Origin of the sequence: Mesorhizobium sp. B2-8-9 (assembly GCF_006439475.1) — a bacterium.
Lineage (GTDB): Bacteria > Pseudomonadota > Alphaproteobacteria > Rhizobiales > Rhizobiaceae > Mesorhizobium.
On record NZ_VFTQ01000024.1, the window covers coordinates 44,432 to 69,839 of the forward strand.

The 25,408-nt window shown below is 62.9% G+C and carries 24 protein-coding genes and 1 pseudogene; 15 read left to right on the forward strand and 10 right to left on the reverse strand.

Translation table 11 applies throughout. The features are described 5' to 3' along the window. Positions 1–8 precede the first annotated feature (8 nt). The 7 genes and pseudogenes from FJ423_RS24465 (at position 9) to FJ423_RS34300 (ending at position 5,823) form a co-directional block, all read left to right on the forward strand. Entirely contained in the window at positions 9–947 is a 939-nt protein-coding gene (locus tag FJ423_RS24465; RefSeq protein WP_095769327.1) for an ABC transporter substrate-binding protein, read from the forward strand. Between the two features lie 70 nt (positions 948–1,017). Then, positions 1,018–1,911, forward strand: a complete 894-nt coding sequence (locus FJ423_RS24470; RefSeq protein ID WP_140845602.1) for a sugar phosphate isomerase/epimerase — start codon at positions 1,018–1,020, stop codon at positions 1,909–1,911. 88 nt (positions 1,912–1,999) lie between these two features. Continuing rightward, positions 2,000–2,485 carry a hypothetical protein gene (locus FJ423_RS24475; protein WP_140845603.1) on the forward strand — a complete coding sequence of 162 codons (486 nt, stop codon included), beginning with the start codon at positions 2,000–2,002 and terminating at the stop codon, positions 2,483–2,485. Positions 2,486–2,610: 125 nt separating this feature from the next. After that, positions 2,611–4,050, forward strand: coding sequence for an aldehyde dehydrogenase family protein (locus FJ423_RS24480; protein ID WP_140845604.1), 1,440 nt, complete (start codon positions 2,611–2,613; stop codon positions 4,048–4,050). A gap of 121 nt (positions 4,051–4,171) precedes the next feature. Then, entirely contained in the window at positions 4,172–4,747 is a 576-nt protein-coding gene (locus FJ423_RS24485; protein WP_140845605.1) for a DUF1349 domain-containing protein, read from the forward strand. A 144-nt stretch (positions 4,748–4,891) separates the two neighbouring features. Beyond that, positions 4,892–5,080, forward strand: a pseudogene (locus tag FJ423_RS34295) (alpha-1,3-fucosyltransferase); the annotation flags it as partial. 131 nt (positions 5,081–5,211) lie between these two features. Next, the gene (locus tag FJ423_RS34300) at positions 5,212–5,823 is read left to right on the forward strand and encodes a glycosyltransferase family 10 (RefSeq protein WP_246680276.1); all 612 of its coding nucleotides are present in this window, start codon (positions 5,212–5,214) and stop codon (positions 5,821–5,823) included. 93 nt (positions 5,824–5,916) lie between these two features. Here FJ423_RS34300 and FJ423_RS24495 read toward each other — a convergent pair whose 3' ends face one another. The 4 genes from FJ423_RS24495 to FJ423_RS24510 all read right to left on the reverse strand — a co-directional run bounded on the left by FJ423_RS24495 (position 5,917) and on the right by FJ423_RS24510 (position 10,469). Beyond that, a complete protein-coding gene (locus FJ423_RS24495; RefSeq protein ID WP_140845606.1) occupies positions 5,917–7,200 on the reverse strand; it encodes an O-antigen ligase in 1,284 nt (427 codons plus the stop codon). An 18-nt stretch (positions 7,201–7,218) separates the two neighbouring features. Continuing rightward, positions 7,219–8,313, reverse strand: coding sequence for an acyltransferase (locus tag FJ423_RS24500; RefSeq protein WP_140845607.1), 1,095 nt, complete (start codon positions 8,311–8,313; stop codon positions 7,219–7,221). A 115-nt stretch (positions 8,314–8,428) separates the two neighbouring features. Beyond that, positions 8,429–9,607, reverse strand: a complete 1,179-nt coding sequence (locus FJ423_RS24505; protein WP_140845645.1) for a polysaccharide biosynthesis/export family protein — start codon at positions 9,605–9,607, stop codon at positions 8,429–8,431. A gap of 184 nt (positions 9,608–9,791) precedes the next feature. Next, positions 9,792–10,469 (reverse strand): sugar transferase, encoded by a 678-nt coding sequence (locus FJ423_RS24510; protein WP_140544958.1) that lies wholly within the window; start codon positions 10,467–10,469, stop codon positions 9,792–9,794. Positions 10,470–11,076: 607 nt separating this feature from the next. On the opposite strand from FJ423_RS24510, the gene FJ423_RS24515 reads away from it, so the two are divergent. Next, complete coding sequence (locus tag FJ423_RS24515) at positions 11,077–11,349, forward strand: exopolysaccharide production repressor exox (protein WP_140845608.1); 273 nt, start codon at positions 11,077–11,079, stop codon at positions 11,347–11,349. On the opposite strand, the gene FJ423_RS24520 is transcribed toward FJ423_RS24515, so the two are convergent. The 6 genes from FJ423_RS24520 to FJ423_RS24545 form a co-directional block, all read right to left on the reverse strand. Further along, complete coding sequence (locus FJ423_RS24520) at positions 11,323–13,215, reverse strand: ABC transporter ATP-binding protein (protein ID WP_140845609.1); 1,893 nt, start codon at positions 13,213–13,215, stop codon at positions 11,323–11,325. The genes FJ423_RS24515 and FJ423_RS24520 overlap by 27 nt on opposite strands. An 8-nt stretch (positions 13,216–13,223) precedes the next feature. Then, positions 13,224–14,204: a serine kinase gene (locus FJ423_RS24525; RefSeq protein WP_140845610.1), complete on the reverse strand. Its 981-nt coding sequence runs from the start codon at positions 14,202–14,204 to the stop codon at positions 13,224–13,226. Continuing rightward, positions 14,201–16,111 (reverse strand): lasso peptide isopeptide bond-forming cyclase, encoded by a 1,911-nt coding sequence (locus FJ423_RS24530; RefSeq protein WP_140845611.1) that lies wholly within the window; start codon positions 16,109–16,111, stop codon positions 14,201–14,203. The genes FJ423_RS24525 and FJ423_RS24530 overlap by 4 nt, the downstream gene beginning before the upstream one ends. A gap of 3 nt (positions 16,112–16,114) precedes the next feature. Then, the gene (locus tag FJ423_RS24535; RefSeq protein ID WP_246680279.1) at positions 16,115–16,489 is read right to left on the reverse strand and encodes a lasso peptide biosynthesis B2 protein; all 375 of its coding nucleotides are present in this window, start codon (positions 16,487–16,489) and stop codon (positions 16,115–16,117) included. A gap of 25 nt (positions 16,490–16,514) precedes the next feature. Continuing rightward, complete coding sequence (locus tag FJ423_RS24540; protein WP_095769315.1) at positions 16,515–16,814, reverse strand: PqqD family protein; 300 nt, start codon at positions 16,812–16,814, stop codon at positions 16,515–16,517. A gap of 154 nt (positions 16,815–16,968) precedes the next feature. Beyond that, entirely contained in the window at positions 16,969–17,121 is a 153-nt protein-coding gene (locus tag FJ423_RS24545) for a lasso RiPP family leader peptide-containing protein (RefSeq protein WP_095769314.1), read from the reverse strand. Between the two features lie 500 nt (positions 17,122–17,621). On the opposite strand from FJ423_RS24545, the gene FJ423_RS24550 reads away from it, so the two are divergent. The 7 genes from FJ423_RS24550 (at position 17,622) to FJ423_RS24580 (ending at position 25,342) form a co-directional block, all read left to right on the forward strand. After that, positions 17,622–18,884 (forward strand): nucleotidyltransferase family protein, encoded by a 1,263-nt coding sequence (locus FJ423_RS24550; RefSeq protein ID WP_140845613.1) that lies wholly within the window; start codon positions 17,622–17,624, stop codon positions 18,882–18,884. 22 nt (positions 18,885–18,906) lie between these two features. Then, entirely contained in the window at positions 18,907–19,917 is a 1,011-nt protein-coding gene (locus FJ423_RS24555; RefSeq protein WP_246680291.1) for a glycosyltransferase family 2 protein, read from the forward strand. Positions 19,918–20,040: 123 nt separating this feature from the next. After that, positions 20,041–20,418: a hypothetical protein gene (locus tag FJ423_RS24560; RefSeq protein WP_140845614.1), complete on the forward strand. Its 378-nt coding sequence runs from the start codon at positions 20,041–20,043 to the stop codon at positions 20,416–20,418. Between the two features lie 138 nt (positions 20,419–20,556). Then, positions 20,557–21,441: a glycoside hydrolase family 16 protein gene (locus tag FJ423_RS24565; RefSeq protein ID WP_140845615.1), complete on the forward strand. Its 885-nt coding sequence runs from the start codon at positions 20,557–20,559 to the stop codon at positions 21,439–21,441. A 131-nt stretch (positions 21,442–21,572) separates the two neighbouring features. Then, positions 21,573–22,904: a UDP-glucose/GDP-mannose dehydrogenase family protein gene (locus FJ423_RS24570; RefSeq protein ID WP_140845616.1), complete on the forward strand. Its 1,332-nt coding sequence runs from the start codon at positions 21,573–21,575 to the stop codon at positions 22,902–22,904. A gap of 88 nt (positions 22,905–22,992) precedes the next feature. Further along, positions 22,993–24,213, forward strand: a complete 1,221-nt coding sequence (locus tag FJ423_RS24575) for a glycosyltransferase family A protein (protein WP_181174887.1) — start codon at positions 22,993–22,995, stop codon at positions 24,211–24,213. A 49-nt stretch (positions 24,214–24,262) separates the two neighbouring features. Next, positions 24,263–25,342, forward strand: coding sequence for a glycosyltransferase (locus FJ423_RS24580; RefSeq protein ID WP_140845618.1), 1,080 nt, complete (start codon positions 24,263–24,265; stop codon positions 25,340–25,342). Positions 25,343–25,408: the final 66 nt, after the last annotated feature.

Here is a 25,408-nt window from a genome sequence, read left to right on the forward strand (position 1 = left end):
GCAAGTAAATGAAGACTATCGCCAAACTGCTCTGCGGCGCAGCCCTCGCGGCCCTCGCCATCGCGCCGGCATCGGCCAAAGACCTCAACAAGGTCGGCATCTCGGTCGGCCTGCTCGGCAACCCGTTCTTCGTCGCCACCATCAAGGGCATCGAGGACGCGGCCAAGAAGATCAATCCGAAGGTCGAGGTGACGTCGGTGTCGGCCGACTACGACCTCAACAAGCAGGTCTCGCAGATCGATTCCTTCATCGCCGCCGGCGTCGATGTCATCATGCTCAATGCCGTCGATGCCAAGGCGATCGCGCCCGCGGTCAAGAAGGCGCAGGCGGCTGGCATCGTCGTCGCTGCCTTCGACGTCTCGGCGCCGGGCGCCGACGTCACCGTGATGACCAACAACGTCAAGGCCGGAGAGGAGGCCTGCCAGTATCTGGTCGATCACACCGGCGGCAAAGGCAACTACGTCATCCTCAACGGCCCGGCCTCGTCGTCGATCCTGGAGCGCGTCAAGGGCTGCAAGAACGTTCTTTCGCAGCACGCCGACATCAAAATCCTGTCCGACGACCAGAACGCCGAGGGATCGCGCGACGGCGGCCTGAAAGTGTTCCAGTCGCTGCTCACCCGCTTCGACAAGATCGACGCGGTGTTCGCCATCAACGATCCTACGGCGATCGGCGCGCAGCTCGCCGCCAAGCAGCTCAATCGCTCGGAATTCATCATCACCGCGGTCGACGGCGCCCCGGACATTGAGAAGGAGTTCGCGTCCGGCACCTCGCTGATCAAGGCCTCGGCCTCGCAGGATCCCTATGTCATGGCCGGCCAGTCGCTGACGATGGCGGCAGATGTGCTTGCCGGCAAGAAGCCGGCCGAGCCGACCGTGCTGCTCGATCCGAAGCTGATTACCGCCGAGAACCTGAAGGACTACAAGGGCTGGACGGCGGCCCGCTAAAAAGCCTGCTCCCAAGGCTGGCGCGGCCGGATCGGTCCGGCCGCGCCTCATTCATCGGACGGAGACGATCATGTCGCGCATTGGTATCCATTCTTTCGTCTGGTCTGCGAGTTCGGCGCAGGCGGATCTCGAACGCACGCTGGCCAACACGAAGGAAGCCGGCTTCGACCTGATCGAATTCTCCTATCTCGATCCGGCGGATGTCGATATCGGCAGGCTGGCCAAAAGCATCACCGATCTCGGCCTGGGCGTAGCGATCAGCATTGGCCTGCCTGCCGACGGCGACATCTCCAGCCCAGACAAGGCGGTCGCCGCGCGCGGCGTCGAGATCCTGAACCGCACCGTCGCCCTCACGCGCGATCTCGGCGGCCAAAAGATCGGCGGCATTCTCTCGGCAAGTCACGGCCTGCAAACCGAACCGCCGACGCGCGATCAGTGGAACCGCAGCGCCGCTACACTTGCCGGGGTTGCGGAAACGGCCAAGGCCGCCGGCGTGACGCTCAATCTCGAAATCGTCAACCGCTTCGAAAGCAACCTGCTCAACACCGCCGCGCAAGGACTAGCTTTCATCGAAGACACCGGCTCCGACAACATCTTCCTGCACCTCGACACCTTCCACATGAACATCGAGGAGGCCGATGTCGGCCTGGCCATCCGCCATGCCGCGAGGAAGATCGGTTATGTCCATGTCGGCGAGAGCCATCGCGGCTTTCTGGGCACCGGCAGCATCGATTTCTCGGCGATCTTCGATGCGCTGGCGGCGATCGGCTACAGCGACGATCTCAGCTTCGAATCCTTCTCGTCCGAGATCGTCGACGAGAATCTGTCGCGGAAGACGGCGATCTGGCGCAATCTGTGGACCGACAATATGGAGCTTGCTCGTCATGCGCGCCGCTTCATCGCGGTCGGCCTGGAGACGGCCCGGCGCAAGGCCGATCTCGTCTCGGCTTCGCAAAGGCCCTGACGTCTTCGAGAATGTCGAGCAGTGAATTGCGGCTTTCGAGGGCCATGCTCTGCTAGACTCCTGTTGATTCGTCTCGACAGGAAAAGGCATGAGCAAGGCCCTCGGCACATTCGCACTGGTCACGGTTTTGAGCGCTTTGCTGATGGCGCTGTCATTGGCCGTGGCGAGGCACGGCTATCCCTATGGCGCGTTCGGCGTGAAGCGTCTCGACGGCATCGCCGACGCCGGCTCGTTCCTGGCGATCGCCGCCGTCTATTTCTTCGCAGCCATGCTGATGATGATCCTGCCCATCCGCGCCGCCGGCGTCGTACTGACCCATGCGGCCGATGCGATCTTCTGGGCGACGATCGTATTGTTCGCGATCATCGTCGGCTCGCTGCTTGCCAGATGGGCCTTCGGCCAGCACGAGGTGCTCTGGGCGCTTTTCAACTGGCGTTTCCTGTTCGTGGCTGTGATCGTTGCAGCGCATCTCACCATGAACGAGCTTCGCCGCAACATCCTGCTCAGAAGCCTGTTCTTCGTCGCCTTCGGCGCGGTCACGCTCGCCTGCCTGTTCTGGTCGTTCTCGACCTGACGCGGCAAGGCCCTAGGTTTGTCGCAGAAGGCCGGTAGACCTGCCACGGGACAATCATTATATCATTTGTCCGACAATTGACCGGCCGACGGACTGCCACTACCCCAGCTTCAAGGAACAAGACAATGACCGTGCTGCGTAAGAACCTGATCGACGGCGAGTGGCTTGGCGAGGCCGGCTCGCGCAACATCAATCCGTCGAACACCAACGACATCGTCGGCGAATATGCTTCGGCCGGGCCTGAGCAAGCCAAGCAGGCCATCGCGGCCGCCAAGGCGGCCTTTCCGGCCTGGTCGCGCTCAGGCCCGCTGGCCCGCCATGCCGTGCTGAAGAAAACCTCCGACGAGATCATGGCACGCAAGGACGAGATCGGCCGGTCGCTCGCGCGCGAGGAAGGCAAGACGCTGGCAGAGGGCGTCGGCGAGACGATCCGCGCCGCGCAGATATTCGACTTCTTCGCCGGTGAGACGCTGCGTCTGTCGGGCGAGATGGTGCCGAGCGTTCGGCCTGGCGTCGGCGTCGAGATGACGCGCGAAGGCGTCGGCGTTGTCGGCATCATCACGCCGTGGAATTTTCCCATCGCCATCCCCGCCTGGAAGATCGCGCCGGCGCTGGCCTACGGCAACACGATCGTCTTCAAGCCGGCCGAACTGGTTCCTGAAAGCGCCTGGACCATCGTCGATATCCTGCACCGCGCCGGCCTGCCCAAGGGCGTGCTCAACCTCGTCATGGGTAAGGGATCGGTGGTCGGCCAGGCGATGCTCGACAATCCCGATGTCAACGCCATCTCCTTCACAGGCTCCGTCGGGACCGGCAAGCGCGTCGCCGCGGCAAGTGTGGAGCACATGCGCAAATTTCAGCTCGAAATGGGCGGCAAGAATCCGCTCGTCGTGCTCGACGACGCCGATCTCGCGGTGGCCGTCGACTGCGCGGTCAACGGCGCTTATTTCTCGACCGGACAGCGCTGCACGGCATCCTCGCGCCTGATCGTCACCGACGGCATCCACGACCGTTTTGTCGAAGCGATCAAGGAGCGCCTGGACAAGCTCGTCATCGGCGATGCGCTCGATGCCAAGACCCAGATCGGTCCTGTCGTCGACCAGAACCAGCTCAAGCAGGACGAGGATTACATCGCCATCGGCCGCCAGGAAGGCGCCGAGCTCGCCTTCGGCGGTGACCGGCTGGAACGCGGCGCGCCTGGCTTTTATCTGCAGCCTGCTCTGTTTGTCGGCTCGACCAATGCTATGCGCATCTCGCGCGAGGAAATTTTCGGCCCCGTCGCCAATGTCATCCGCGTCAAGGACTATGACGAAGCGCTGGCTGTCGCCAACGACACGCCGTTCGGTCTCACCTCCGGCATCTGCACCACCAGCCTGAAGCACGCGACGCATTTCAAGCGCAATTCCGAAGCCGGCATGGTGATGGTCAACCTGCCGACGGCGGGCGTCGATTTCCATGTGCCGTTCGGCGGCCGCAAGGGCTCGAGCTACGGCCCGCGCGAACAAGGCCGTTACGCGATGGAGTTCTACACCACGGTGAAAACCGCCTATACATTCGCCGGCTAGAGCAATTCCAGGAAAAGTGTTGGCGGTTTTCCGTCCGGAATTGCGCAAAAACAAGGAGATAGGGCGTTTCGCCGTTTCCATGAAATGGTGAAACGCACTAGTCCAATCCGGGAGGAGATCGATGAGCGTGGCCGACATGACATGGCTCAACCCGCCGCCGCAGCACACGGTCGGCGACGGCACGCTCACCGTCCGAACAGGCAAGGACACCGACTTCTGGCGCGAGACCTTCTACGGCTTCTGGCGTGACAACGGCCATTTCCTCTACCGTTCCGTCGAGGGTGATTTCAGCGTCGAAGTCACCGTCAGGGGCGACTACAAGGTGCTCTACGATCAGGCGGGGCTGATGCTGCGCCTGAGCGAAACGCACTGGATCAAGGCCGGCATCGAATACACCGACGGGCTGGCATACTTCTCCGTCGTGGTCACCAACGACACATCCGACTGGTCGCTGGTCGCCATTGCCGCCGGCAAGGACGGCGTCAGGATCCGCCTGACCCGCCACGCCGAGGCGATCCGCATCCAGTATCTGGACGCCTCGGACGGCCACTGGAAACCGGTGCGCCTGGCCTATTTCCCGATCTCGAAAACGGTCGATGTCGGCATGATGTGCTGCTCGCCGCAGCGCGAAGGCTTTGAGGCGACCTTCTCCGGCTTCACGATCGGGCCGGCGATTGCAAGGGACCTGCATGGGTGAGTGCGGAACCGCGTGGTTCTTTCGCGATTGCCGCGATAAGGGTAAGACGGCGCCTTGCCAGAGCGGAAGGGCCCGATGCCGTCTGATACTCCGCTGATCCTGTTCTGGACGCGCTGCTTCAACAAACCGACCGACATTGCGGCCATGCCGCAATGTCCAGTGCCCGTCGAATGGACCAACGACCGGCGACGGCTTGCCGAGGCCGATGCGGTAGTTTTCCATTTGCCGAATTTTCGTGAGGCCGGCGACGCCCGCAAATATCCCGGCCAGCTTTGGGTTGCCTGGTCGATGGAGAGCGTCGTCAACTATCCCGTCATGACTGACGCGGCCGTCATGCAGCACTTCGACATCGTCATGACCTATGAAACCGGGGCGGACGTCTGGACGCCTTATCTGCCTGACGCAAGCTGGTGGGAAGCCGCCCGACATGCGCCGATACCGCCCAAGCCCGAGCGCGCCCGACGGTGCACTTCCAGTCATCGAGCATCAATAAGAGCGGTCGTGATACATTCACCGCCGAACTGTCCCGGCACATCGCGGTCGATTGCTACGGCCGCTACCGGCCCAACCGCGAGATCACTGGCCCCGATCTCGGCCGGCAAACCAAGCTCGACACCATTGGCCGCTATCGCTTTTGTCTGGCGCTGGAGAATTCGATCGCGCCCGACTACGTCACCGAAAAGATGTTCGATCCGCTGGAGGCCGGCACGGTGCCGGTCTATCTCGGCGCGCCAAATGCCGCGGCGTTCGTTCCCGACAATTCCTACATCGACGTCGCATCCTTCAGCACACCGGCGGAACTGGCGGCCTATCTTCACCATCTCATCGAAACACCGCAGGCCTACGCAGCCTATCTTGCCTGGCGATCGGGGCCGCTGCCCGAGAGGCTGGCCGGTCAAGTGGCTGATCTCGACATGCATCCGCGCTGTCGGCTTGCCCGCCTCATCGCTCAGCGCCTGACGCAGCAGAGTACGGGCCGGCGGCCAGGCAAACCTTCGCTGCCGTTTGGGGGCAAGGCATTTCTGCGTACCAGGTTGCGCCGTTGGAAAGCTGCTTGGCGCGGCAGGCCGATGTAACATAGGGTTTACACACGGCATGTGCGGGATTTCGGGCTTGGGCAAGCCGCTCGGGCGTATCCCCAGATCGCTGGCGAGCACGCCAAAAGCCCCTCAGGTCGGCGCCGGCATGCGGCCGATGGCCGGCCTCTCGTCCTCGGCGGCAACGGCCATCTGGCGGCGCCGGAAAGCCGGCAATGGGTTCAGCTTGAACAGGCCGTAATAGACGATGAAGGACGCCATGAAATAGGGGCCGAGCATCTCGACCTCGAAGAAGGAGCGGATCAGCATCAGCCCGGTCGCGCCGGCAAGCACCACCGAATCGGCACTCCACCCGCCGAACACCACCTTCGATACATGGCCGTAGAAGGCGCGCAGGATGACCAGCGCCAGCAAGGTGACGCCGATGAAGCCGATTTCGACCAGCGTCTCGACATAGGTGTTGTGGAAGTGGAAGCCGGAACGCGTCGAGATATAGAATTCCGCCCACAGCCGCTCCGGATCGGCAAAACCCTGCACCCAATAGGCGGCATAGCCATAGCCGAGCAGCGGACGCTGCTGCGCTGCTTTCCAGCCCTGTTCCCACAGATAGGTGCGGCCGGTGAGCGTCGAATCCTTGCCGAAGATGCCGAGCACGACATCCAGCAGCCCGAGGTTGAGCGCTGCCACCACGCCCGTCACCAGCGCCCCGGCGCCGACGATGAACAGCACCCGGCGATAGCGTCGCGACAGGACCTTGGTCATGGTGAGCAGCATCACGATGCCGATCACCGCCGGCAGCGAGGCCACCGACGTCGCCGAATGGGCGATTGCCAGCATATAGACCGACAAAAGCATGATCGGCGCGGTCCAGACGAAGCTCAGCCAGTTGCGCCGGTAGAAGACAAGGAACGCCAGGCAGAAGAAGATGCCGAGCGAAGAGAAGAACCCGACCTGGTTCTTGGAACCGAAGGCGCCGACGAAATTGACCGTGCCGTCGATCGTGTCGAGCGCGTAACCACCGACTCCGAGTGAATAGAGCAGCACGAAGAAGATGCCGATCAGCGAGCCGACCACCAGCGTGCGCACGCTGATGGTGCGCGCCGCGACATAGGCGCAGACGATGTGCGAGGAATATTGCACGGCCGCGCGCGCGCTGATGCCCGCCGCCTGCGACCAGAACACCGAGAGGCAGACATAGGCCGCAAGCAGAATGGGTAGCCAGGCGCTGGAGAGTTTCCAGGTGAAGCGCCGGTAGTCGACGAACAGTAGCGGCAGCCAGACGGCGTAGTAGGCGAGGATCAGGATCTGGCCGAAATTGGGCGAGTAGGCGAAGGCGAGCGTGGAAACCGCGACGGCGAAAATGCCGTAGGTCTCGTTGCGATCGGGATCGATCAGGATGGATTTCGGAATCTTCATACCGGCTTTTGTCCCGCGCTAAGCCACGGCCCGGGCGCGCTGCATCTGCCGCTGCAGGAAGCGCCGCACCGGCTCATCATAGACGCGCGTGGCGATGTCGGCGATGACGACAACCATCGCCGCCATCACGATGCCGAACAAGGGATGATGCGCGAACGGATCGATCGAGAAGGCCTTGCCGGCCCCGGCGATGATCATCAGCATCGGCGTGTGGATGATGTAGATCGGGTAGGAAATCCGCCCGAGCCAGCCATAGACGCCTGACAGTCGTGGCGCGGTCGGCGCCACCGCGCCGGTCATCACCATGATCGGGAAGACGATGACGATGGCGCAGAGGTCGTAGGCAACGCGCGCGGCGCCGGCAGCCGGGGCGATGGCGAAGACGGCAAGCGTGAGCAGGATCGCGCCCTCGACCCAGAAGCCGCGCCGCAGGAAGCCGAAGCTGCCCTGCCAGCGCGCCATCGATCGGCAGAGCAGCACGCCAAGGAAGAACGAGAAGGTTACGCGTGGCAGCCCGCTGACGATGGTCTTCCCGGTCATGCCGAAATCGAGCGTGCCGGCGAAAACCGAGGCGACGACGAGCAGCACGAGGCTGGCGCCGACGATCCCCGTCAGCACCCGCCGCGACAAGAGCACGAAGACAGCGACATAGGCGATGTTGACGATGAGCTCGAAGAACAGCGACCACGATGCCGGGTTGAGAGGAAAGATCGTATGATAGGCGTCGCTGACCAGCGGTATGAACAGCATGCCGGTTGTCAGCTGCATGCCGATCTCGGACAGCGGCATATATTCCGCCGGCATCAGTCTGTTCTTGACCAGCAAATAGAAGAAGCCGAGCAGCGTGCCGGCTAGATAGAGCGGATAGAGCCGGATCAGGCGGATGGCCACGAAAGTGCCGAAGCCCATGCCGGTTTCGATCTTGCGGTCATAGGCATGCGCGATGACGAAGCCGCTGAGCAGGAAGAACAGATCGACCGCGAGATAGCTCGACGGCAGCACCTTGCCGTCGGCGAGGAATGGCGAGAAATGGTAGAGCATGACGCTGATCGCCGCCACGCCGCGGATGGCGTCGAGGTTCAGATACACGTGACGCTGGGCTGCGGGCTGCATGTTATGCCTTCAAGCGGTCCAAACAGATCGCTCGCCCGCGCTGCGCGCGAACGAGCCTGGCTTGTCCCTCCCGCCTTCGTCCCGGTTCGCTTCGGACAAACCCGGGCCGGCGGCGCTATTGGCTGGCCGTCGGCGCCAGCTTCACCTTGATTACGTCGCCCGGCAGGATAGGCGTGTCTTCCTTGGCTTCGACCTCGCTGGTCTTGCCGTCGACGACGCGCACCAGCGAATAGAGCAGGGCTGGCTCTTCATTGCCGGTGTAGGCGGCAGCCGTTGCCGGATCCGATGCCTGTGCGATTAGGCCCTTCTGCATGCCGACCCTCAAGGCCGCCTCATTAAGGTTCGCTTCCGTTTGCTGCCGATCGGCGGTGAGGCTCGAACTCAGTGTGTTGCGGGCATCAATAGCGTCCTGCTCCGCCTTGCTGATCGACTGCTTGGCGGTGAGGATCGCCGTCTCATAATCCAGGATCTTGCCCTGCAGGTCGGTGACCGACTGCTGCGAGGAAAGCAGGCGCGCATTGGCGACCAGGCCCTTCTGCGCCAGCGGACCGATGCTGTCGGCCTGCTTCGAGGCCAGATCGACCTGCTTCTGCTGGTTGGCGATCTTCTTTTGCAGCGATTCGATTTCCGACTGCAGAACACCCTTCAGGTCGTCGAGTGCGTCGAGCTTCAGCTTCAGCGATTTCTGGTCGGAGACCAGGATCGCCGTTTCGTCGGCGACGATGGTCGGCAATCTCGGATCGCCTTGAATTTCCTGAGGCACCTCGAAAGTCGTCTTCCCGGCGAGGTCGGCGTCGATGCGGGCTCGCTTGACCATCAGCCGCAAGCGCTGGTCGTCATAGATCTCATAGCTGCCCTTGGCGGTAATCAGATCCTTTTCGAGCTGCGGACCATAGTCGGCATTGCGCCGGATACCGCCAGCAATGCTGATTGCCTTGAGCACGGTCAGATCGGGCACGAAGGGAAACTGCCCGGGGTTCTGGACTTCGCCTGAAATGTAGAACGGCCGGAACTGCGCCATCTCGACCGAGGCTTCCGGCCTGTCGGGCAGCGCCAGCTTTCGTTGCAGGGCGAGCCCGATCGCTGAAGCGATCTCGGCCGTCGTCTTGCCGGCGGCCTGCATGTCGCCGACGAACGGCACCGAGAGCATCCCGCCCGGGCCGACCGAATACTCGCCATTGAGGGCCGACCAATCGCGGAACGTGCCGTCGACAGTCTGCCATTCGGCGACCCGGATGTTGAGCTTGTCCAGCGGTCCAAGCCGATAGTCGCTGGCGGCAGCGACCTGCGGCATGACCAGCAACGCAGCAAGCAAGACGCCGCCGAAGCGGGCTGTGGTCCTGGATATGAGACTGCATGCGAAGGGCAGTCCGAAGAGGTCTTTTGTCAAATACGTTTTCCGATTCGCTTTGGCCCCATCCGCCCGATGAGATCACTGCCGGATGCCTGCCCCGAATCTGGCGGAGCAGGCCCGTCGGTCAATAGCTGCCGCGTGACATCCACACGGCAGGGACAGTCTTGAAGATGATGCGAATATCCCCGGACAACGACCAGTTCTCGACATAATGGCGATCGAAGGCGACGCGCGTGTCGTAGGATACGTCGTTGCGGCCGCTCACCTGCCACAACCCGGTGAGACCAGGGCGCGATTTCAGGTAATAGACCGCCGCGCTGCCGTAGATTTCCAATTCGTCGCGCACGACCGGGCGCGGGCCGACAAGACTCATGTCGCCCTGCAGGATGTTGAGGATCTGCGGCAGCTCATCGAGGCTGAGCTTGCGAAGCACCTGGCCGACGCGGGTGACGCGCGGATCGTTCTTCAGCTTGCGCGTCGCTATCCATTCGGCGTTGGCTTCCGGATTGGCCGCCAGATACGCAGCGAGCACGCGCTCGCCATCCGGCACCATGGTGCGGAATTTGAGGCAGGAGAAAATCCTGCCGCCGCGGCCGATACGCTTGTGGCCATAGAAGATCGGACCATTATCCGAAAGCTTGACCAGCAGCGCGACCATCAGGAAGAGCGGGCTCAGCAGTATCAGCCCAGCCAGGGAACCAACGACATCGAAACTGCGTTTGAGCAGACCGCCGATGGGGGGTGGAAAATCAACGCCGGCCTGCGCAAAACTCGCATTTGCCGACTTGGCGACGTCCCTCATGCAGAAGCTCCATACGTTGAACGGATGGTTTACGGCAAGATACCAAAAAAATGCTGCAGCGCAACACACAATTTCCCATCGCGTTGAAATGTTCACGTCATGAATTGACTAAATAATAAACCTGCCTTGCCCAAATTTTCACCTTTGTGGCGCGTTTATGACAAGGTGAGAGAAAACCAGGAAAATGTAGTCCGCTTTTCGGGCCATTTTTGGACAGTGCATTCTTTGCTGCAGAAGAAACGCGGTTGCAGGCCGCTGGAAGCACTCGCAATGGTAAGTTATTCACATAAAATACTAATCAAAGTCATGAGTTTAACTGAAGCGGCAGACGTCTCATTGAATAGCTCTCGGAGCCAGAGTGTGCGGCGCAGCATGGCAGAGTCGATCTCGTAAAATCGTTGGAAACCATACCTGCACGGCCTTGCTCCGGCAGGCCGGCCTTAATAGAGTCGCAAATTGTTCCTGTCATAGTCTGCACGGGTAAGGAAGGTCGGAAGCAACCGGCCGGATTGGGCAGCCAGAAAGAGCTCTTTGGCGCAACGGGGAGTTACGCGGGTGGGTAAGTCGCAGCTTCTGCATGCTCGTCTCGGTTGAGAGGGCGGCGGTCATGTCTTTGCCGAAATTCATCGTCGGTATGATCTTCGCGCTCGCGATCGTCATCGGCTGGTCCTATTTCGATGGCGCGTCGGGGGGAACCATCCTGCTTCGCACCATCGTCTGCGCCGTCATTATCCAGGCTGGCTATTTCCTTCTGGTCTTTGCAATGATCGGGGGAGCCACGCCGACATCGGCCGACAAGATCCGCGAGGCGGACCGCGGCCCGATCCTGAGCAAGGTCGCCGAAGGCGAAAAGCTAAGCGCCAGACGCAGCCTCCACTGAACGTTCGACCGGCGCGGAGGTCAGCCCGGCCGCGATCGGCGGCGCGCTTTCGCGCTCCGCCTGCTCGCCGGACAGCATCCTTGCAAGCCGGCTGCCGGCTTTCGCCCTCAACCGCCGATATTGTCCGACCTCGACGATGCGTCCGTTCTCGATGGCCACGACCCAGTCGGCGAAGGCGATCATCGACGGCCGGTGCGCGATGGTCAAAATCGTCATCCGGCCGCGCAGCGCCTCGATCGATTGGGCGATCAGCGACTGATTCTGCCAGTCGAGCGCGCTTGTCGCCTCGTCGAGGATGAGCAGCGAGGGTTTGCGCAGCAGCGCACGCGCCAATGCGATGCGCTGCCGCTCGCCGCCGGAAAGGCGGACGCCGCGGTCGCCCACCACCGTATCGAGCCGCGAGTCCAGCCGCTCCACGAAATCGGCCGCATGGGCGTTTCGCAGGGCCGCCCACAATTCTTCGTCGCTGGCCTCAGGCGCCGCAAGGCGCAGATTGGCGGCGATCGTGTCGTGCAGCAGGAACACATCCTGCGGCACATAGGCGACCTGATCGCGCCAGGCCCTGCGATTCTGCGCTGTGATCTCCACGCCGTCGGCCAGAATACGTCCTTGGGTGGGTTCAAGCAGCCCAAGCAGCATGTCGGCGATCGTGCTCTTGCCGGAACCCGAAGGGCCGATCAGCGCCGTCACCTTTCCGGCCGGCAGACCGAAGGTGATGTCGCTGACCACCGGTTTGCCGTCGCCCTCGCCATAGGCGAACGCCACATCGCGGATGTTGAGGCCGGTCTCAAGCGACAGCTTTGCGCCTTCGGTCACGTTCTCTTCCGGCTCGCGCTCGGCATCGAAGCGAGCCTGGAGGCTTTGCATCGAAGCATAGGCCGGCAGGTTGATCAGCACCTGTTGGGTCTGAAGCTGCATGTCCATGAAGCGCGGCGCGACCCGCATGAAGACCAGGAGCAGCACGACGATCTCGGCCAGCGACAGGTGAAAGCGAACTAGTGCGATATAGATGAAGAGGCTCAGCCCGATCACGCTCGTAACCTGGAACAGAGCAGTGCCGAGCGAGCTGTTGCGGACGAAGGCGATGTTGTCGGCCTTCATCCTGTCCAGCGTCGCGCCGAGCTCGGCAAAATAGCTTGCCTCGACGTTCAGGCTCTTGGCGACCTTGATGCCGCCGAGGAACTCGGAGACCGTGCGGTATTGGTCCTGGCGATTGCCGGTCAGCGTGCGGCCATAGGCGCTGGCGCGCGCCCGGAACGGCTGCAGCGCAACCAGCAGCACCAGACCGACAAGGATGGCGAAGCACGTCATCACCGGCGAGATGAACAGCGAGACAATGAGATAGCCGGCCAGGAGCAGTGTGGCTTGGATCAGCATCAGCAGCGAGAAGGCCGCAACCTGCACCCGGTCGACGTCGCCGTTCAGCGCATGGTCGAGATCGGAGCTGCGGATGCGGGTGAAAACGCCCCAGCGCGCCTTGCCGACGCTCTCGAACAGGTCCATGCGCACGCGGTTGACGAAGTCATAGAGCAACCGCGCCATGTAGACCGACTTGAAGCGGTTGAACATCGCTTGCAGCGCCACCAGCGCGACGAGCAGTGAGAGCACGCTCGCGAGCGACAGCGTTCCGCCGGGCACCAGCCGATGCAAGGCCTCCGGCACTCGCACCGCATAGTCCTGGTCGGGCTTGCCGATCAGGCGCAGCAGCGGAACGAGCAGCAGTATCGAAATACCTTCGGTGAGGCTCCCCAGGATCAGGAAGGCAAGCGCCGTCGCCGTGCGCCGTCCGCCGACATGCGCCACCATGGCGCCGAAACCGGCGACATCGCGCAGAAGCGACAGGCGAAACTTCGATGACCAGCCCATACCCTGGCTCACCTTGTTCCCGACGCCAAGTCGGTTTCGATCGCGGCGACCGCTTCATCGAGCCTGGCGAGCCCGGCCGGCACTTCGAGGCGGTTGACGCCGATCAGCCCGGCGATCTCAGCGCATTGGCTGAGATGCGTGACGGCGAGATCGCCGGTCAACGCCTGCCGGCCGAAGCGCGTGATGTAGGAGAATTTGATGATCGCCGGCAGCGCGGCGACACCGGCAAGCTGCGAGATCGCCGCGCGTTCGCCGCGCTCGAGCACATAGATGCGCGATACCGGCACCGCCTCGGCGGCAAATCCGTCATGCAGCCGATGCTGCGCCTTGTCGATTTGCGGATGCACCTGCGGGCGCACTTCCGCCTGATCGAGGCGAATGGCGACGGCCGCGTCCGCGGCGAGCTTGAGCTGCGGAAATCCGGGCAGGATCATCGGTCGTCCAGGGTCGGACAAATCCAGCGCGACGACGTCGTCGGTGATCAGCCGATGGCCGGCACGGATCATCGCGCCCGCCGTCGTCGATTTGCCGGCGCCCTTGTCGCCCATGAAGATCACGCTCTTGCCGCCGACGGCAATGGCGCTGGCATGCAGGACGAGCAGCCCGCGCCGATGCAGGGCAAGAGCCATAACCGGCCCGAGCAGCGGAAAGGCAAGCAGCGGATCGTCGATCCCCGGCGCCGGATCGACATCGATCCGCCTGCCGTCGCTGATCATGAAGGTGCCGACCGCCTGCCAGGAAAGATATTGGCGCGTCGCCTCGAACCGAAAGCCCGTGGCGCCACGCGATGCGCCGTCGGGAAAGTCGATCGGCCCGACCGCGATCTCCAGGTCCGGCGTCGACGGCGCCGTCGGCGTCAGTTCCGGCAAGGCCACGTCCGAGCTGACGATCAGCCCGTAGGCCTTGTAGAAATGGCGGACACGTCCGCCCGGCGCCATTGTCCCGGTGGCGGGCCCCGGTCGCGCAAGGGAGGCGATCGGAAGATTCATGCGGGGCTTCCTTGGACTTGCCGCAGCCACAGCGACAGCGAAACCGAGCGCCAGACATGCTGGACGTCGGGCAGCGTCGCCTGCTCGGGCTGGCTGAGCAGGCGCTCATAGACGGCGTTCACTTCAGACAGGTTGACATAGGGCGCGATCCGCTCGCCGTCCGCTATCAGCAGCCTGTCCAGAAGCTCGCGGTGGTTGCCGAGCATGCCCTTGACCAGGTTGGCGGTGAAATCGATCTTGTCGCGTCGCCATTGCACGGCCGGCGGCAGAATGCCTTGCATCGCGCGGCGCAGCACATGGCGGCCAAACCCGTCCCTGAGCTTTTCCTCGCCGGGCAGCGCCAGGCAGAACTCGACGAGCGGCTTGTCCCAGAACGGATAGCGGGGCTCGACGCCGGAATTGGCGGCGGCCTTGTCGAGCACTTCGAAGGCGTGCGGCACCAGCCCGGTGGACAGCAGCCAGCGATGCGTCAGCGCTTCGCTGGCGCTCACGGCGGCGGGCATGTAGCCGCTGCGATGGAAGCGCTCGGCAAGATCGGTGCGCCTGGCAAGGTCCGGATTGACCAGGCCCCGCCACGCGCGCGGCGCCGATGCTGGCCTCTGCCGCACCTTGCCGACAAGGCGTCTGGCCATCGATCTCATCCGGGCGATCCGCCAAGCGGGTCCGTAGATGGTCAGGAACTTGAAATAGAGGGAGAACATGCCCTCGCCATAGGTGTTGGCGGCGCTGTGCAATTCGCGCCACAGCTCGAGCCAACGGCCGGCATTGGCGAGTTCGTGAAGGTGCCCATAGCCCTGCGAGACGACCTCGTCGCCGCCATGCCCGTCGAGAAGCACCTTGACGCCCTTTGCGCCCGCGGTGCGGTAAAGATCGCGGGTCAATGACAGACCGGGCGCCAGGAACGTGCCTTCCTGCTCCTCCAGGATACGCTCGAACTCGGCGAAGGGCGCGTAATTGCTCACCGCAATCAGCGTGGCGTCGAGCGGATTGCGGTCGAGCACCGCATCGATGAAAGGCTTCTCGTCCATCGACGATCCCTTGTCGAACACCAGCGAGAAGGTCTTGAGCCTCGGGTTGCGCCTCGCCGCCGCGCGAAGACCGGCGACGCAAGCGATCGAGGAGGAATCGAGCCCGCCGCTCAGCATCGCGCCGACGGCCGGCGTGCCGCGCATCCTGTTCTCCACCGATTGCGCAAAGAGATGCCTGAATTCTTCGGCCGCGTCCGGGTGCGGCGGCCGCTGCGAAGGCTCGATCTGCCAGTAGCGCTGCAGCACTACCCGGCGGTCGGCGACCGTCATGCTGTGCCGCGCCGGCAGGCGGAAGATTTCGGCGTAGAGCGTGGCCTGCGGATCGTCCGTCAAGCCGGCCAGGAAACCGGAAATCTGGTGTTCGCTGAGCCGCCTGCCGACGTCGTCCAGCGCCAGGATCGGCCCAATCTCCGAGGCGAAGGCGAAGCGCCTGCCGGTCGAATGATAGTAGAAAGGTTTGACGCCGAAATGGTCGCGCGCGCAAAACAGCGCCCGGCGCTCGCCATCCCATATCGCGAAGGCGAAATCGCCCTGCAGATAGGTCGGGCAGGCCTCGCCCCATTTAAGGTAGGCGCGCATGATGAGCACCGCGTCGGCGACCGACTGGTCCCGCATGCCGAGCCGCGCCAGAAGCTCGTCGCGATTGTCCAGACGGCAGTCGGCGGTAACGGCGAGCTTGCCGCCGGCCATCGTCAGCGGCCCGGGACCGTTCTCGCCGGTCGTGTCGAGCCAGGCGTGGCCGAGCGCGACGCTGCCGTCCGCCCACCATGAGCTGCCGTCACGGGCGCGGTGGCGCATGCGCGAAAGCATCTCTTGGATATCGCCGGCCGCGGCGGGCCGGCCGTTATCGCTGAGCACGATTCCAGCGACGCCGCTCATCGCTCACGACCTATGGTCAACCAGATGGGCAAATCCTTTGATCGAGCCGCCAAGCACGATGTGGTTGCCGCTCATCAACCAGGCATGCGCCTTGAGCTCGCTGCCGGTCCCTCGTTCGATGCCGATGCTGATTTTCGAGGCGCTGCCCTGGCGGGCGAGCAGATATTGTCCTGCTAGCGCTTGGGTCAGGCAGCTGGCGCCCGGCACGAGCCGCGCCGCGGCGGCGACGCCCCATGCGACACGCCGCAGGTCAGCGACGCTGGCGTCGCGTCTGGCGTGCATTCCCGTCACCAGGCTACGGACACGGTTATACGAGGACAGCGTCAGCGCGAGCCGCACAACGCTCACCACCATCAGGCAGCGCGCCAGAAACAGCATTTCCCAGGCGCTCAGCGAGCGGAGCCTAGACCAGTTCCTCATTGTGGAGCCTCGCAAGCCCTGCTTCGCTCAGCCCCTTGAGCAAGCCCTCGACATCGGCCCTGCAGCGTTCGGCATCGACATTGTAGCGCGCAAGTACGGCGCTGCGGATATCGAGCATGGATCGCGGCTCCTGGATCTGCTCCCAGATGAAGGCGCCTACGCCGTTCAGGCTGTAATAGACATTGGATTTGAGGTGGAGTAGCGCCAGTCCGGCGCCGAATTCACAAGCCACCGCCTCGTTCGTCGCGACGACGCGGTCATGGTCCGAAGGGTTCCAGTGCATCCTAAAACCTCGTTGCTGGCCCGTCGCGCCCTATGGCTTCCACCGGGATCGGTTGCCTGCGATCCTCGGCAGGAATCCGGGGGACAACGCCCCCCGGCTCACCTGTTGGAGAGCATCCGGAGCCCCAACTCAGACACCCGGATACATGTGAGTTTTAAGAGAAAGTCAGCTCGCCGACCGGCGTGTGCGCGGGAAAGCTCGCGTCGAGCGCCGTCGTGCCTGCACCGCCCTGCGTGATAGTTTCAATCGAACCGTGAACCGTCAGGCTGGGGGTTTCATACTCATGCTTTTCAACATTCTGTTCCATTGTACTCTCCAATTAAGGACTGGAAGCGGCTGCAGAATGCCGCCAACATATCGCTATGCTGCAGCGCAATTGCTGCATGGCAACATCCATGAGTCAAGCTTGATTTATCAAGCATTAATCAATTCTTGGTTGCGCTCGCATCCGTTGTTAATCAAGGCCTAGGCAGCGTCATCCTAAACCTCACCCATCCAGGAATTCAACCGTAGGTCCGTGCCGTTTAGATAAGCGGTTGATTTGTCTGCGATAATTTTCCAGGCGAAAAAGACATCTCGCAATTGCGAAGAATTTGTCACAAAAAATCGTCATTTTCCGGCCAGCCGGGACGCCCCCGGAATTGTCTTCAAAAGTGATTGAACATGAGGCGATTTTAAACGCTGGGGTTGCGGTCAGGAGGCGACCTCAGCCGCTTTTGGCGTGAGCGCGTCAATTTTTCCGATGCTTTTCTTCGCAGGTGCAGTATAAACCCTTTGGGCGGCATTTTGCGGAGAACGACATCGGGCATGGCGGTGCAGGATGGCTCCTATGAAAGGCTGCGCGCCGCCGGCTGCGCCGACGAAGTCGCTTATGTGCAGGCCTGCCTGAGGCTGTTTTTCGCGCCACGAGCCAACATCACGGATGGCCGGGTCGATGTGCCCGCGCCGACGGTGTCGGCCACCCCGATCACGGCCACCCCGATCACGGCGACCACAATCTCGGCGGCCCCAATTTCGGCAACCAATGTCGCCGACATCGCCAGGCTGAACAAGGTCGCCGTGTTCCTGCTCAAGGCGCTCGCGCGGGCGCCCGCGAATACCGCCCCTGCGGAGTTGCCTGGCTGGCTCGACAGCTACCGCCGGCGTACCATGTCGATGAATGTCGCCTGCATTGGCGATTCGGTGGCCATCGCTCGTGTGCTGCGCGACAGGCAGGTCGATTTCGTCTTCCTCAAGGGGCCGCTCCAGCAGCATCTGCTTTATGGCGACCACTTCATGAAGCCATCCGGCGACGTCGATATACTGGTTTCGCCGACCGGTTTCGCCAAGGCCCGCGATGCGTTGCGCACGATGGGCTATGAGGTTGCCGGCAAGTCGCGTTCGGTCTGGTGGGTGCGCTTCCTCGGTGAGCAGCATATGGTGCGCGAAGACGGCGCGAGGGCCTCGACAGTCGACCTCCACCATCGGCTGCAGCAGCCGGGTTCGCCCAGCCCGCGCGACACCGACGGCTTCCTGCGCCGCAAGCGCGCAGTCGAGGTGGCCGGCGCCGCCATGCCGATCATCTCGGCCGCCGACACCTTGCTTTTGTCCTCGATCAGCGTCGCCAAGGCCTTTTTCAACCGCGAGCCCTGCGCCGGCTATGTCTGCGACGTCAGGGCCAGCGTCAGCCGCCTGAGCGAAGCCGAGCAGCGGGGGGTGCTCGACCACGCCGCCGAACAGGGCCTGGCGGATACGCTGCTCTTGGGATTGCGCGCCGCCGACGTGCTGCTCGGCGGCGACGGCACGCTGCTTTCGGATCGCGCCACCCGCATGCTGGCCCGCATCGACAACGCCGACCTCTTCCACATGGTCATGGCGCCGTGGCTCGCGTCCTTGCGCTGGCCGCAGCGCCGCCATGTGCTGTGGGAACTCTGCGGCCGCGAGCCGGTCCGCTACCTGGCTGAAGCCGGCTGGGCGGCGTCCGCCGACCTCAGCCGGCGCATCTTCGAGCGCCCGGCCACGGCCGGGCCGTCGCGGAGCGAAATGATCAGAATCGTGGGCGGGGCGGCCAATCATGCAAGCGAAAGGTGAGCCCATGCCCGTGACGACGCCCATAACGACCTCGGGGGTCTGCGTCATCATCGCCGCGCGCAATGCGGCGCGCACCATTCCCGGCGCCATCGCTTCGGCGCTGCGCGAGGCCGAAGTCGCCGAAGTCATCGTGGTCGACGACGCCTCCACCGACGACACCCGGGATGTGGCTTTGGCCGCCGACGATGGCAGCGGCCGGCTTGCGGTCATCCGTTTCGACGTCAATCGCGGTCCTTCCGCCGCGCGCAACGCCGCCATCCAGGCCTCCAAATCGCCCTTCATCAGCATTCTCGACGCCGACGATTTCTTCCTCGAAGGCCGCTTCCGCCGGCTTTTCGCCAGCACCGACTGGGACTTCGCCGCCGACAACATCATGCTGATCCGCGACGATGCCGCGACCGACCTCGCCAAGGTCGCTGCCCCGCCTTTCGCGGCCGAGCCGGAATTTCTCGATTTCGAGCGCTTCATCGACGGCAACATCTCGCGCCGCCGTGTGCGGCGCGGCGAGCTCGGTTTCCTCAAGCCGGTGATCAGCCGGGCTTTCCTCGAGCGGCATGGGCTGAGTTACGACGAGAACCTCAGGCTTGGCGAGGATTACGAACTCTATGCGCGCGCTGTCGCTTACGGGGCTCGGTTCAAGATCATCAAATCCTGCGGCTATGGCGCGATCGTGCGCGCCGATTCGCTGAGCGGCCGCCACAGGACGCAGGATTTGAAGCGCCTTGCCGATGCCGATCTGGCGCTGCTCCAGATAGACAGCCTTCCGGAGCGCTCGAAGGCTGCGTTGCGGCGCCATGAGCGCCATGTCCGCGACAAATACCGGCTGCGCAACTTCCTTGATGTGAAGGCCGAGCGTGGGCTGGCATCGGCCGCGGCCTACGCTTTCGCAAGCCAATCGAATCTGATCCCGATCGTGCGCGGCGTCGCCACCGACAAGCTCGACGCGCTGTTCCGCCGCACCGGGATTGTTGCGCGGCAGCAAATGCCGCCGACGCGCTTCCTGATGGCGGCAACCAGCGCCGCAAGCGGGTGATCGCGCATTGTCCCGGAAGCCGCCGTCCCTCAAAAAATCGCATTCCGGAAACTATGATGTTGCCTAGTCGCTGCTGGAATGGCAGTCTATGTTGCAATGCAGCAATTTCGAAAGGCCAATAGGATGGCTTCGATTTTTAGCTTCAGATCCCGGGATCCGGCTCGCGACCGGCAGACCGACCTCCAGCGTTTCGACCGGCTGGCGAAGCTGTTCGACCAGATTGCGGCCGAGATCGAGGCGGAGAAAACCGGACTGGAGAATCGTTATAAGTCGACGGCTGCCAACGCCGCCTTTCTGGTCGAGGCGATGGAGAATGGTTCGGCGTCGGCCAGCAAGGGATCGGATGTCGCCGCGATGACCAAGTCGATCCTGAACTGCGAGCGGCGCATTGCGGAGCTCGTTCGCCAGAAAAGCCTAGTGAAGGAGCTGCGTCATTCGCTCGACGCGATCGTCGAGGATGGTGCCGACCGGTCTGCTGCGCAGGCGACGGCAAGAGGCTGACGGCGCGTCAGGCGCCGTCATCGGTACGAGACGTTACAGGACATTAGAGGAGTTCACAGGGCGGAAGATCGGAAGCGGCTCGCTCATGCGAACCGAGGATGACTTTGGGTTGGGCGGACAACACAAGGTGAGTTTGTTATGAACGCAGATCCGGACAACACCTCCACCGAGGCGGCTTGCGAGGTATCGCAGGCGCCAGGGAGCGGATTAACCAGCCTGAGGCTTAGCGTGGTCGGCGCCCTGTTTGCGGTCGCTGCGGCCCTTGCGGCGAGCCCGCATCCTGCGCATGCGCAAGCGGCGCAGCAAGAGCTGCAAAGCGCGCCGTCCTTTGTCGACAATTTCTCGAATTTCAACCAGTCCCGCTGGTTCGTCTCGGACGGCTGGACCAATGGCGCCCATCAGAACTGCACGTGGTCGAAGGATCTCGTGCGGCTTTCCGACGGCGTGCTTTCGCTGGGCTTCGAAAAGCGCAAGCTGAAGGACCGCGAGTTCGCCTGCGCCGAGATCCAGACCAAGCAGCGCTACGGCTACGGCGTCTATGAAGCACGGATGAAGACCGGCACCGGCTCCGGCCTCAACGCCGCCTTCTTCTCCTATATCGGCCCGCAGGACAAACAGCCTTGGGACGAGATCGACTTCGAGGTCCTCACCAAGGATCCGTCGAAGGTGCAGGTCAACAGCTACATTCAGGGCAAGCCGAAGAACGGCAAGCTTGTCGACGTCGAAGGCGGCGCCGACAAGGGCTTCAACGATTATGGCTTCGTCTGGGAGAAGGACCGGCTGCGCTGGTACGTCAACGGCAAGCTCGTCCATGAGGTGACCAACCCCGACGAGTTGCCGAAGCATTCGCAGAAAATCTTCTTCAGCCTCTGGGGCAGCGACAAGCTGACCAACTGGATGGGCGCCTTTGTCGATCCCGGCAGCAAGGTGACCATGGAGGTCAAGCGCGTCGCTTTCACCGCTTTGGGCCAGCCATGCCAATTCCCGGAATCGCTGGCATGCAGCATTAGCAATTCCAACTAGGCATGATCCCCCAAAGTGGAACCGATTTTGGGATAGGATCATGCCGAACCAACTGGGTCGTTTGGCCTGGGGGGACATCTGAACCGGCCGGACCGCTTTTGCGGCCCGGCCTTTGACAGGAATAGAACCAAATGAATTTGACGGTATTTGGGATTGGCTATGTCGGTCTCGTCCAGGCCGCTGTGCTGGCCGAGGTCGGCCATGAGGTGGTGTGCGTCGACATCGACGAGAAGAAGGTGGAGCGGCTCAACCAGGGCTTGGTGCCGATTTTCGAACCGGGCCTGGAGGCCCTCGTCAGGGAAAACCACGCGGCCGGCCGCATCCGCTTCACCACCGACGCGGCAGCGGCGGTCAGGCATGGCCAGATCCAGATGATCGCGGTCGGCACGCCGCCCGGCGAGGATGGCTCGGCCGACCTGAAATATGTGCTGGCCGTCGCCGAGACCATCGGCCGTGAGATGGACAGCGCCAAGATCGTCGTCGGCAAGTCGACCGTGCCGGTCGGCACTTGCGAGAAGGTGAAGGCCAGGATTGCCGAAACGCTGAAGAAGCGCGGCCGCGAGGATCTCGCCTTCGACGTCGCCTCGAACCCCGAATTCCTCAAGGAAGGCTCGGCGGTCGCCGATTGCATGAAGCCGGACCGCATCATCGTCGGCACCTCCAGCGAGGACACCGAGATGGTGATGCGCGAGCTCTACGCGCCGTTCAACCGCAACCACGAGAAGATGATCGTGATGGACGTGCGCAGCGCCGAATTCACCAAATACGCCGCCAATTGCATGCTGGCGACCAAGATCAGCTTCATGAACGAGATGGCCAATCTCGCCGAGCAGCTGGGCGCCGACATCGAGGAGGTGCGCAAGGGCATCGGCTCGGATCCGCGCATCGGCTACCACTTCATCTATCCCGGCCTCGGCTATGGCGGCTCGTGCTTCCCGAAGGATGTGCGCGCGCTGATCAAGACCGCCGAGGGCGTCAAGTTCGACGCCAAGCTGCTGCGCGCCGTCGAGGAGCGCAACAATGCGCAGAAGTCGGTCCTGTTCGACAAGGTCAACCACTATTTCAAGGGCGCGCTCAGGGGCAAGACCTTCGCCGTCTGGGGGCTGGCCTTCAAGCCCAACACCGACGACATGCGCGAGGCGCCGGCGCGCACGCTGATGGAAGCGTTGTGGGCGGCCGGCGCCAAGGTGCAGGCCTACGATCCCGAGGCGATGCAGGAGTGCCAGGCGATCTACGGCCTGCGCGAGGATCTGCTTTTGTGCGGCACCAAGGAAGCGGCGCTGCGCGGCGCCGACGCGCTTTTGATCTGCACCGAATGGAAGAGCTTCCGCGCGCCGTCCTTCGACGCGCTCAAGGATGCGCTGACGACGCCGGTCATCTTCGACGGCCGCAATCTCTACGATCCCAAGGTGATCGCGCGCTACGGCATCGAATACTTCTCGATTGGCAGGATGGCGGCATGAGGGCTGATTGCCTCAAGGACAATGGCCGTCGCCATGGCTATGGACTCATGCCGGCGAACGGGGCATCGGCAACAGTATGAGGTCATCAATGGCTGCGCAGCGCAAACCGACGGTCACCGTCATCGTCCCCACCTTCAACCGGCAAAAATTCCTGCCCGAATCCATCGGCAGCCTGCTGCGGCAGACCGTGATGCCGGATCAGATCCTGATCGTGGACGACGGCTCGACGGACGATACCGGCGCGGTGGCGGCCTCTTTCCCGGCGCCGGTGGAACACTACCGCAAGGAGAATGGCGGGAAATCGACGGCGCTGAATTTTGCCCTGAAGCGCTGCACAGGAGATTTCGTCTGGATATTCGATGACGACGATGTCGCGCACCCGACGGCGCTTGAGCGGTTTCTCGCCGCCTTCGAGCGCGAGCCGGCCGCTGATTTCGCATTCGGCGAATATGCGCGTTTCCAGCGTTCGGCCCAGATCGAGGAGCAGGATTACGAGATCGTCGCCTTCGGCCATGTCAGCCAGGACAATTTCTTCCCGTCGCATCTCGAATATTGTCACGTCCACCAGCCGGGTCTCCTGGTGCGCCGCAAATGCTACGACGAGGTGGGTGGCTTCAACGAGACTCTGGTCCGGTCGCAGGACTACGAGATGATGTTGAGGCTTGCGCGCCGGTTTAAGGGCGTCAGGGTCGACGGCTTGATGTTCTTCCAGCGCCAGCACGACATGGTCCGCGGCAGCACCAAGGTGGTCATTTCCTACACCGACCGGATCAAGGCCTGGGGCGCGTACGACCGGGCGATCATGGAAGAGGTCTACAAGTCGGTCGATCTGCATGAGTATCTGGATCGCTCGGAGCAAGCCTTGCCGAGGACGGCCGATCTCGAGATGCAGGCACTGCTGCAGCGATCGAGCATCATGGCCAGGAAGGGTTTGTGGCATCACGCGGCCGAGGACATCCGCCGCTACGCCCTGCTTGCCGAACGAGCCGGAAAGACGTCGCTCAGCGACAAGGAACGCGCCATCGTGCGGCGTACGTTCGAAGCCTACGATACAGGTTTGGCATCCGCCCCGGCCGACGAATTCGTCTCGGCGGTGAAGGCCTGGAGGTCGGGACCGCTGAAGGCCGACATCGTCAGGGAATACATGCATTCCTTCCCGCATTATCTGGCGCGGGACCTGAAGGCGGGAAAGGTGATCCCGGCTTCGAAATTGTTGCGGGAGTATTCGGCGCTGTCGCTTTCCGCTTCGCTCGGCCGGCTGTGTCGGGCGATGACGTCGAAGCTTTCCTTGGCGCGCGGCGCAAGCTGATGAGCCGTGGCTTTCGGATACTCGCCCGGGCCGAATTAGGAGCAGAACGATGAAAGTGCTTTTTGCAAGCGGCAACGGGTACATTCCCGAGTTCACCGGCGGCGTGCAATCCAACACGCATCACCTGGTCGAACAGCTGATCGAGCACGGCCATCAGGCGTCGGTCCTCGCCTCGCTGTTCGGCGACGGCATGTTCGGCCTCAAGGCGCGTGCCAAGATGAAGCTGCTGCGGCAGCCCGCGGTTGTCGACAATTTCCCCGGCTACCCGGTGATGCGCGCCTGGTTCCCCTGGGAGGCGGCCGGCTTCGCCGTCGAGAAGACCACACCGGACGTCGCGGTCGTGCAGTGCCACAAATCCGTCCTGCTCGGAAAGGCGCTTCTTGCCGAAGGCGTGCCGCTGGTCGTTTATCTGCACAATGTTGAATTTCACGAGCTCGCCGGCGATCCGCGCGAACTCAATTCGGCTTTGTACATCGCCAATTCGGAATTCACGGCGCGCACCTACAAGGAAAAATTCGGCATCGAGTCCACCGTGCTTCCGCCGACCATCAACGACGCGCTCTACTGCACGCATACGACCGGCGAATTCGTCACCATGATCAATCCCTATGAGGAGAAGGGGTTCGATCTGGCGGTGAGGATTGCGGCCGCCTGCCCGGAGATTCCCTTCCTGTTCGTGGAGAGCTGGAAACTGGAGGACGAGCATCGTGCCCGCATCGAAAAGACCATCGCGCCGCTCTCGAACGTCACGCTGGAAAACCGCACCGACGACATGAAGACGGTCTATGGCCGCACCAGGATCCTGCTTGCTCCGAGCAAATGGGAGGAAGCCTGGGGCCGCGTCGCGTCCGAGGCGCATTGCAGCGGCATCCCTGTCGTGGGCTCGAGGCGCGGCGGCCTGCCCGAAGCCATCGGTCCCGGCGGCGTGGTGCTCGACTACGACGCCCCGCTTACCGACTGGGCGTCGGCGGTGACGCGCCTTTGGAATGATCGCCAGGAATACGAACGGCTTTCGGCCTCGGCTCTGGCCTTCTCCAAGCGCCCGGAGCTCGATCCCGCGCGGCAATTGGTGGTGTTTCTCGATCTGCTCGAAAGAGCGGCTCGGCAGGGCGTCCGCCACGCTGCGTAGCTTGCAAGCAAGGAGAGGGAACCGTTTGCTGCACTGCACCAAAAATGTTGCGATGCGGCAAAACCT

What these genes read in the sequence shown, in the direction of transcription:
- FJ423_RS24535 (WP_246680279.1), bottom strand. Translation starts at nt 16,489, where the DNA reads ATGCTGTTTCTGGCGCGCTGCCTGATGGTGGTGAGCGTTGTGCGGCTC.
- FJ423_RS24515 (WP_140845608.1), top strand. Translation starts at nt 11,077, where the DNA reads ATGTCTTTGCCGAAATTCATCGTCGGTATGATCTTCGCGCTCGCGATC.
- FJ423_RS24540 (WP_095769315.1), bottom strand. Translation starts at nt 16,814, where the DNA reads ATGCACTGGAACCCTTCGGACCATGACCGCGTCGTCGCGACGAACGAG.
- FJ423_RS24510 (WP_140544958.1), bottom strand. Translation starts at nt 10,469, where the DNA reads ATGAGGGACGTCGCCAAGTCGGCAAATGCGAGTTTTGCGCAGGCCGGC.
- FJ423_RS24465 (WP_095769327.1), top strand. Translation starts at nt 9, where the DNA reads ATGAAGACTATCGCCAAACTGCTCTGCGGCGCAGCCCTCGCGGCCCTC.
- FJ423_RS24570 (WP_140845616.1), top strand. Translation starts at nt 21,573, where the DNA reads ATGAATTTGACGGTATTTGGGATTGGCTATGTCGGTCTCGTCCAGGCC.
- FJ423_RS24550 (WP_140845613.1), top strand. Translation starts at nt 17,622, where the DNA reads ATGGCGGTGCAGGATGGCTCCTATGAAAGGCTGCGCGCCGCCGGCTGC.
- FJ423_RS24545 (WP_095769314.1), bottom strand. Translation starts at nt 17,121, where the DNA reads ATGGAACAGAATGTTGAAAAGCATGAGTATGAAACCCCCAGCCTGACG.
- FJ423_RS24525 (WP_140845610.1), bottom strand. Translation starts at nt 14,204, where the DNA reads ATGAATCTTCCGATCGCCTCCCTTGCGCGACCGGGGCCCGCCACCGGG.
- FJ423_RS24560 (WP_140845614.1), top strand. Translation starts at nt 20,041, where the DNA reads ATGGCTTCGATTTTTAGCTTCAGATCCCGGGATCCGGCTCGCGACCGG.
- FJ423_RS24530 (WP_140845611.1), bottom strand. Translation starts at nt 16,111, where the DNA reads ATGAGCGGCGTCGCTGGAATCGTGCTCAGCGATAACGGCCGGCCCGCC.
- FJ423_RS24505 (WP_140845645.1), bottom strand. Translation starts at nt 9,607, where the DNA reads ATGCCGCAGGTCGCTGCCGCCAGCGACTATCGGCTTGGACCGCTGGAC.
- FJ423_RS24580 (WP_140845618.1), top strand. Translation starts at nt 24,263, where the DNA reads ATGAAAGTGCTTTTTGCAAGCGGCAACGGGTACATTCCCGAGTTCACC.
- FJ423_RS24565 (WP_140845615.1), top strand. Translation starts at nt 20,557, where the DNA reads ATGAACGCAGATCCGGACAACACCTCCACCGAGGCGGCTTGCGAGGTA.
- FJ423_RS24575 (WP_181174887.1), top strand. Translation starts at nt 22,993, where the DNA reads ATGGCTGCGCAGCGCAAACCGACGGTCACCGTCATCGTCCCCACCTTC.
- FJ423_RS24475 (WP_140845603.1), top strand. Translation starts at nt 2,000, where the DNA reads ATGAGCAAGGCCCTCGGCACATTCGCACTGGTCACGGTTTTGAGCGCT.
- FJ423_RS24470 (WP_140845602.1), top strand. Translation starts at nt 1,018, where the DNA reads ATGTCGCGCATTGGTATCCATTCTTTCGTCTGGTCTGCGAGTTCGGCG.
- FJ423_RS24480 (WP_140845604.1), top strand. Translation starts at nt 2,611, where the DNA reads ATGACCGTGCTGCGTAAGAACCTGATCGACGGCGAGTGGCTTGGCGAG.
- FJ423_RS24500 (WP_140845607.1), bottom strand. Translation starts at nt 8,313, where the DNA reads ATGCAGCCCGCAGCCCAGCGTCACGTGTATCTGAACCTCGACGCCATC.
- FJ423_RS24485 (WP_140845605.1), top strand. Translation starts at nt 4,172, where the DNA reads ATGAGCGTGGCCGACATGACATGGCTCAACCCGCCGCCGCAGCACACG.
- FJ423_RS24495 (WP_140845606.1), bottom strand. Translation starts at nt 7,200, where the DNA reads ATGAAGATTCCGAAATCCATCCTGATCGATCCCGATCGCAACGAGACC.
- FJ423_RS24520 (WP_140845609.1), bottom strand. Translation starts at nt 13,215, where the DNA reads ATGGGCTGGTCATCGAAGTTTCGCCTGTCGCTTCTGCGCGATGTCGCC.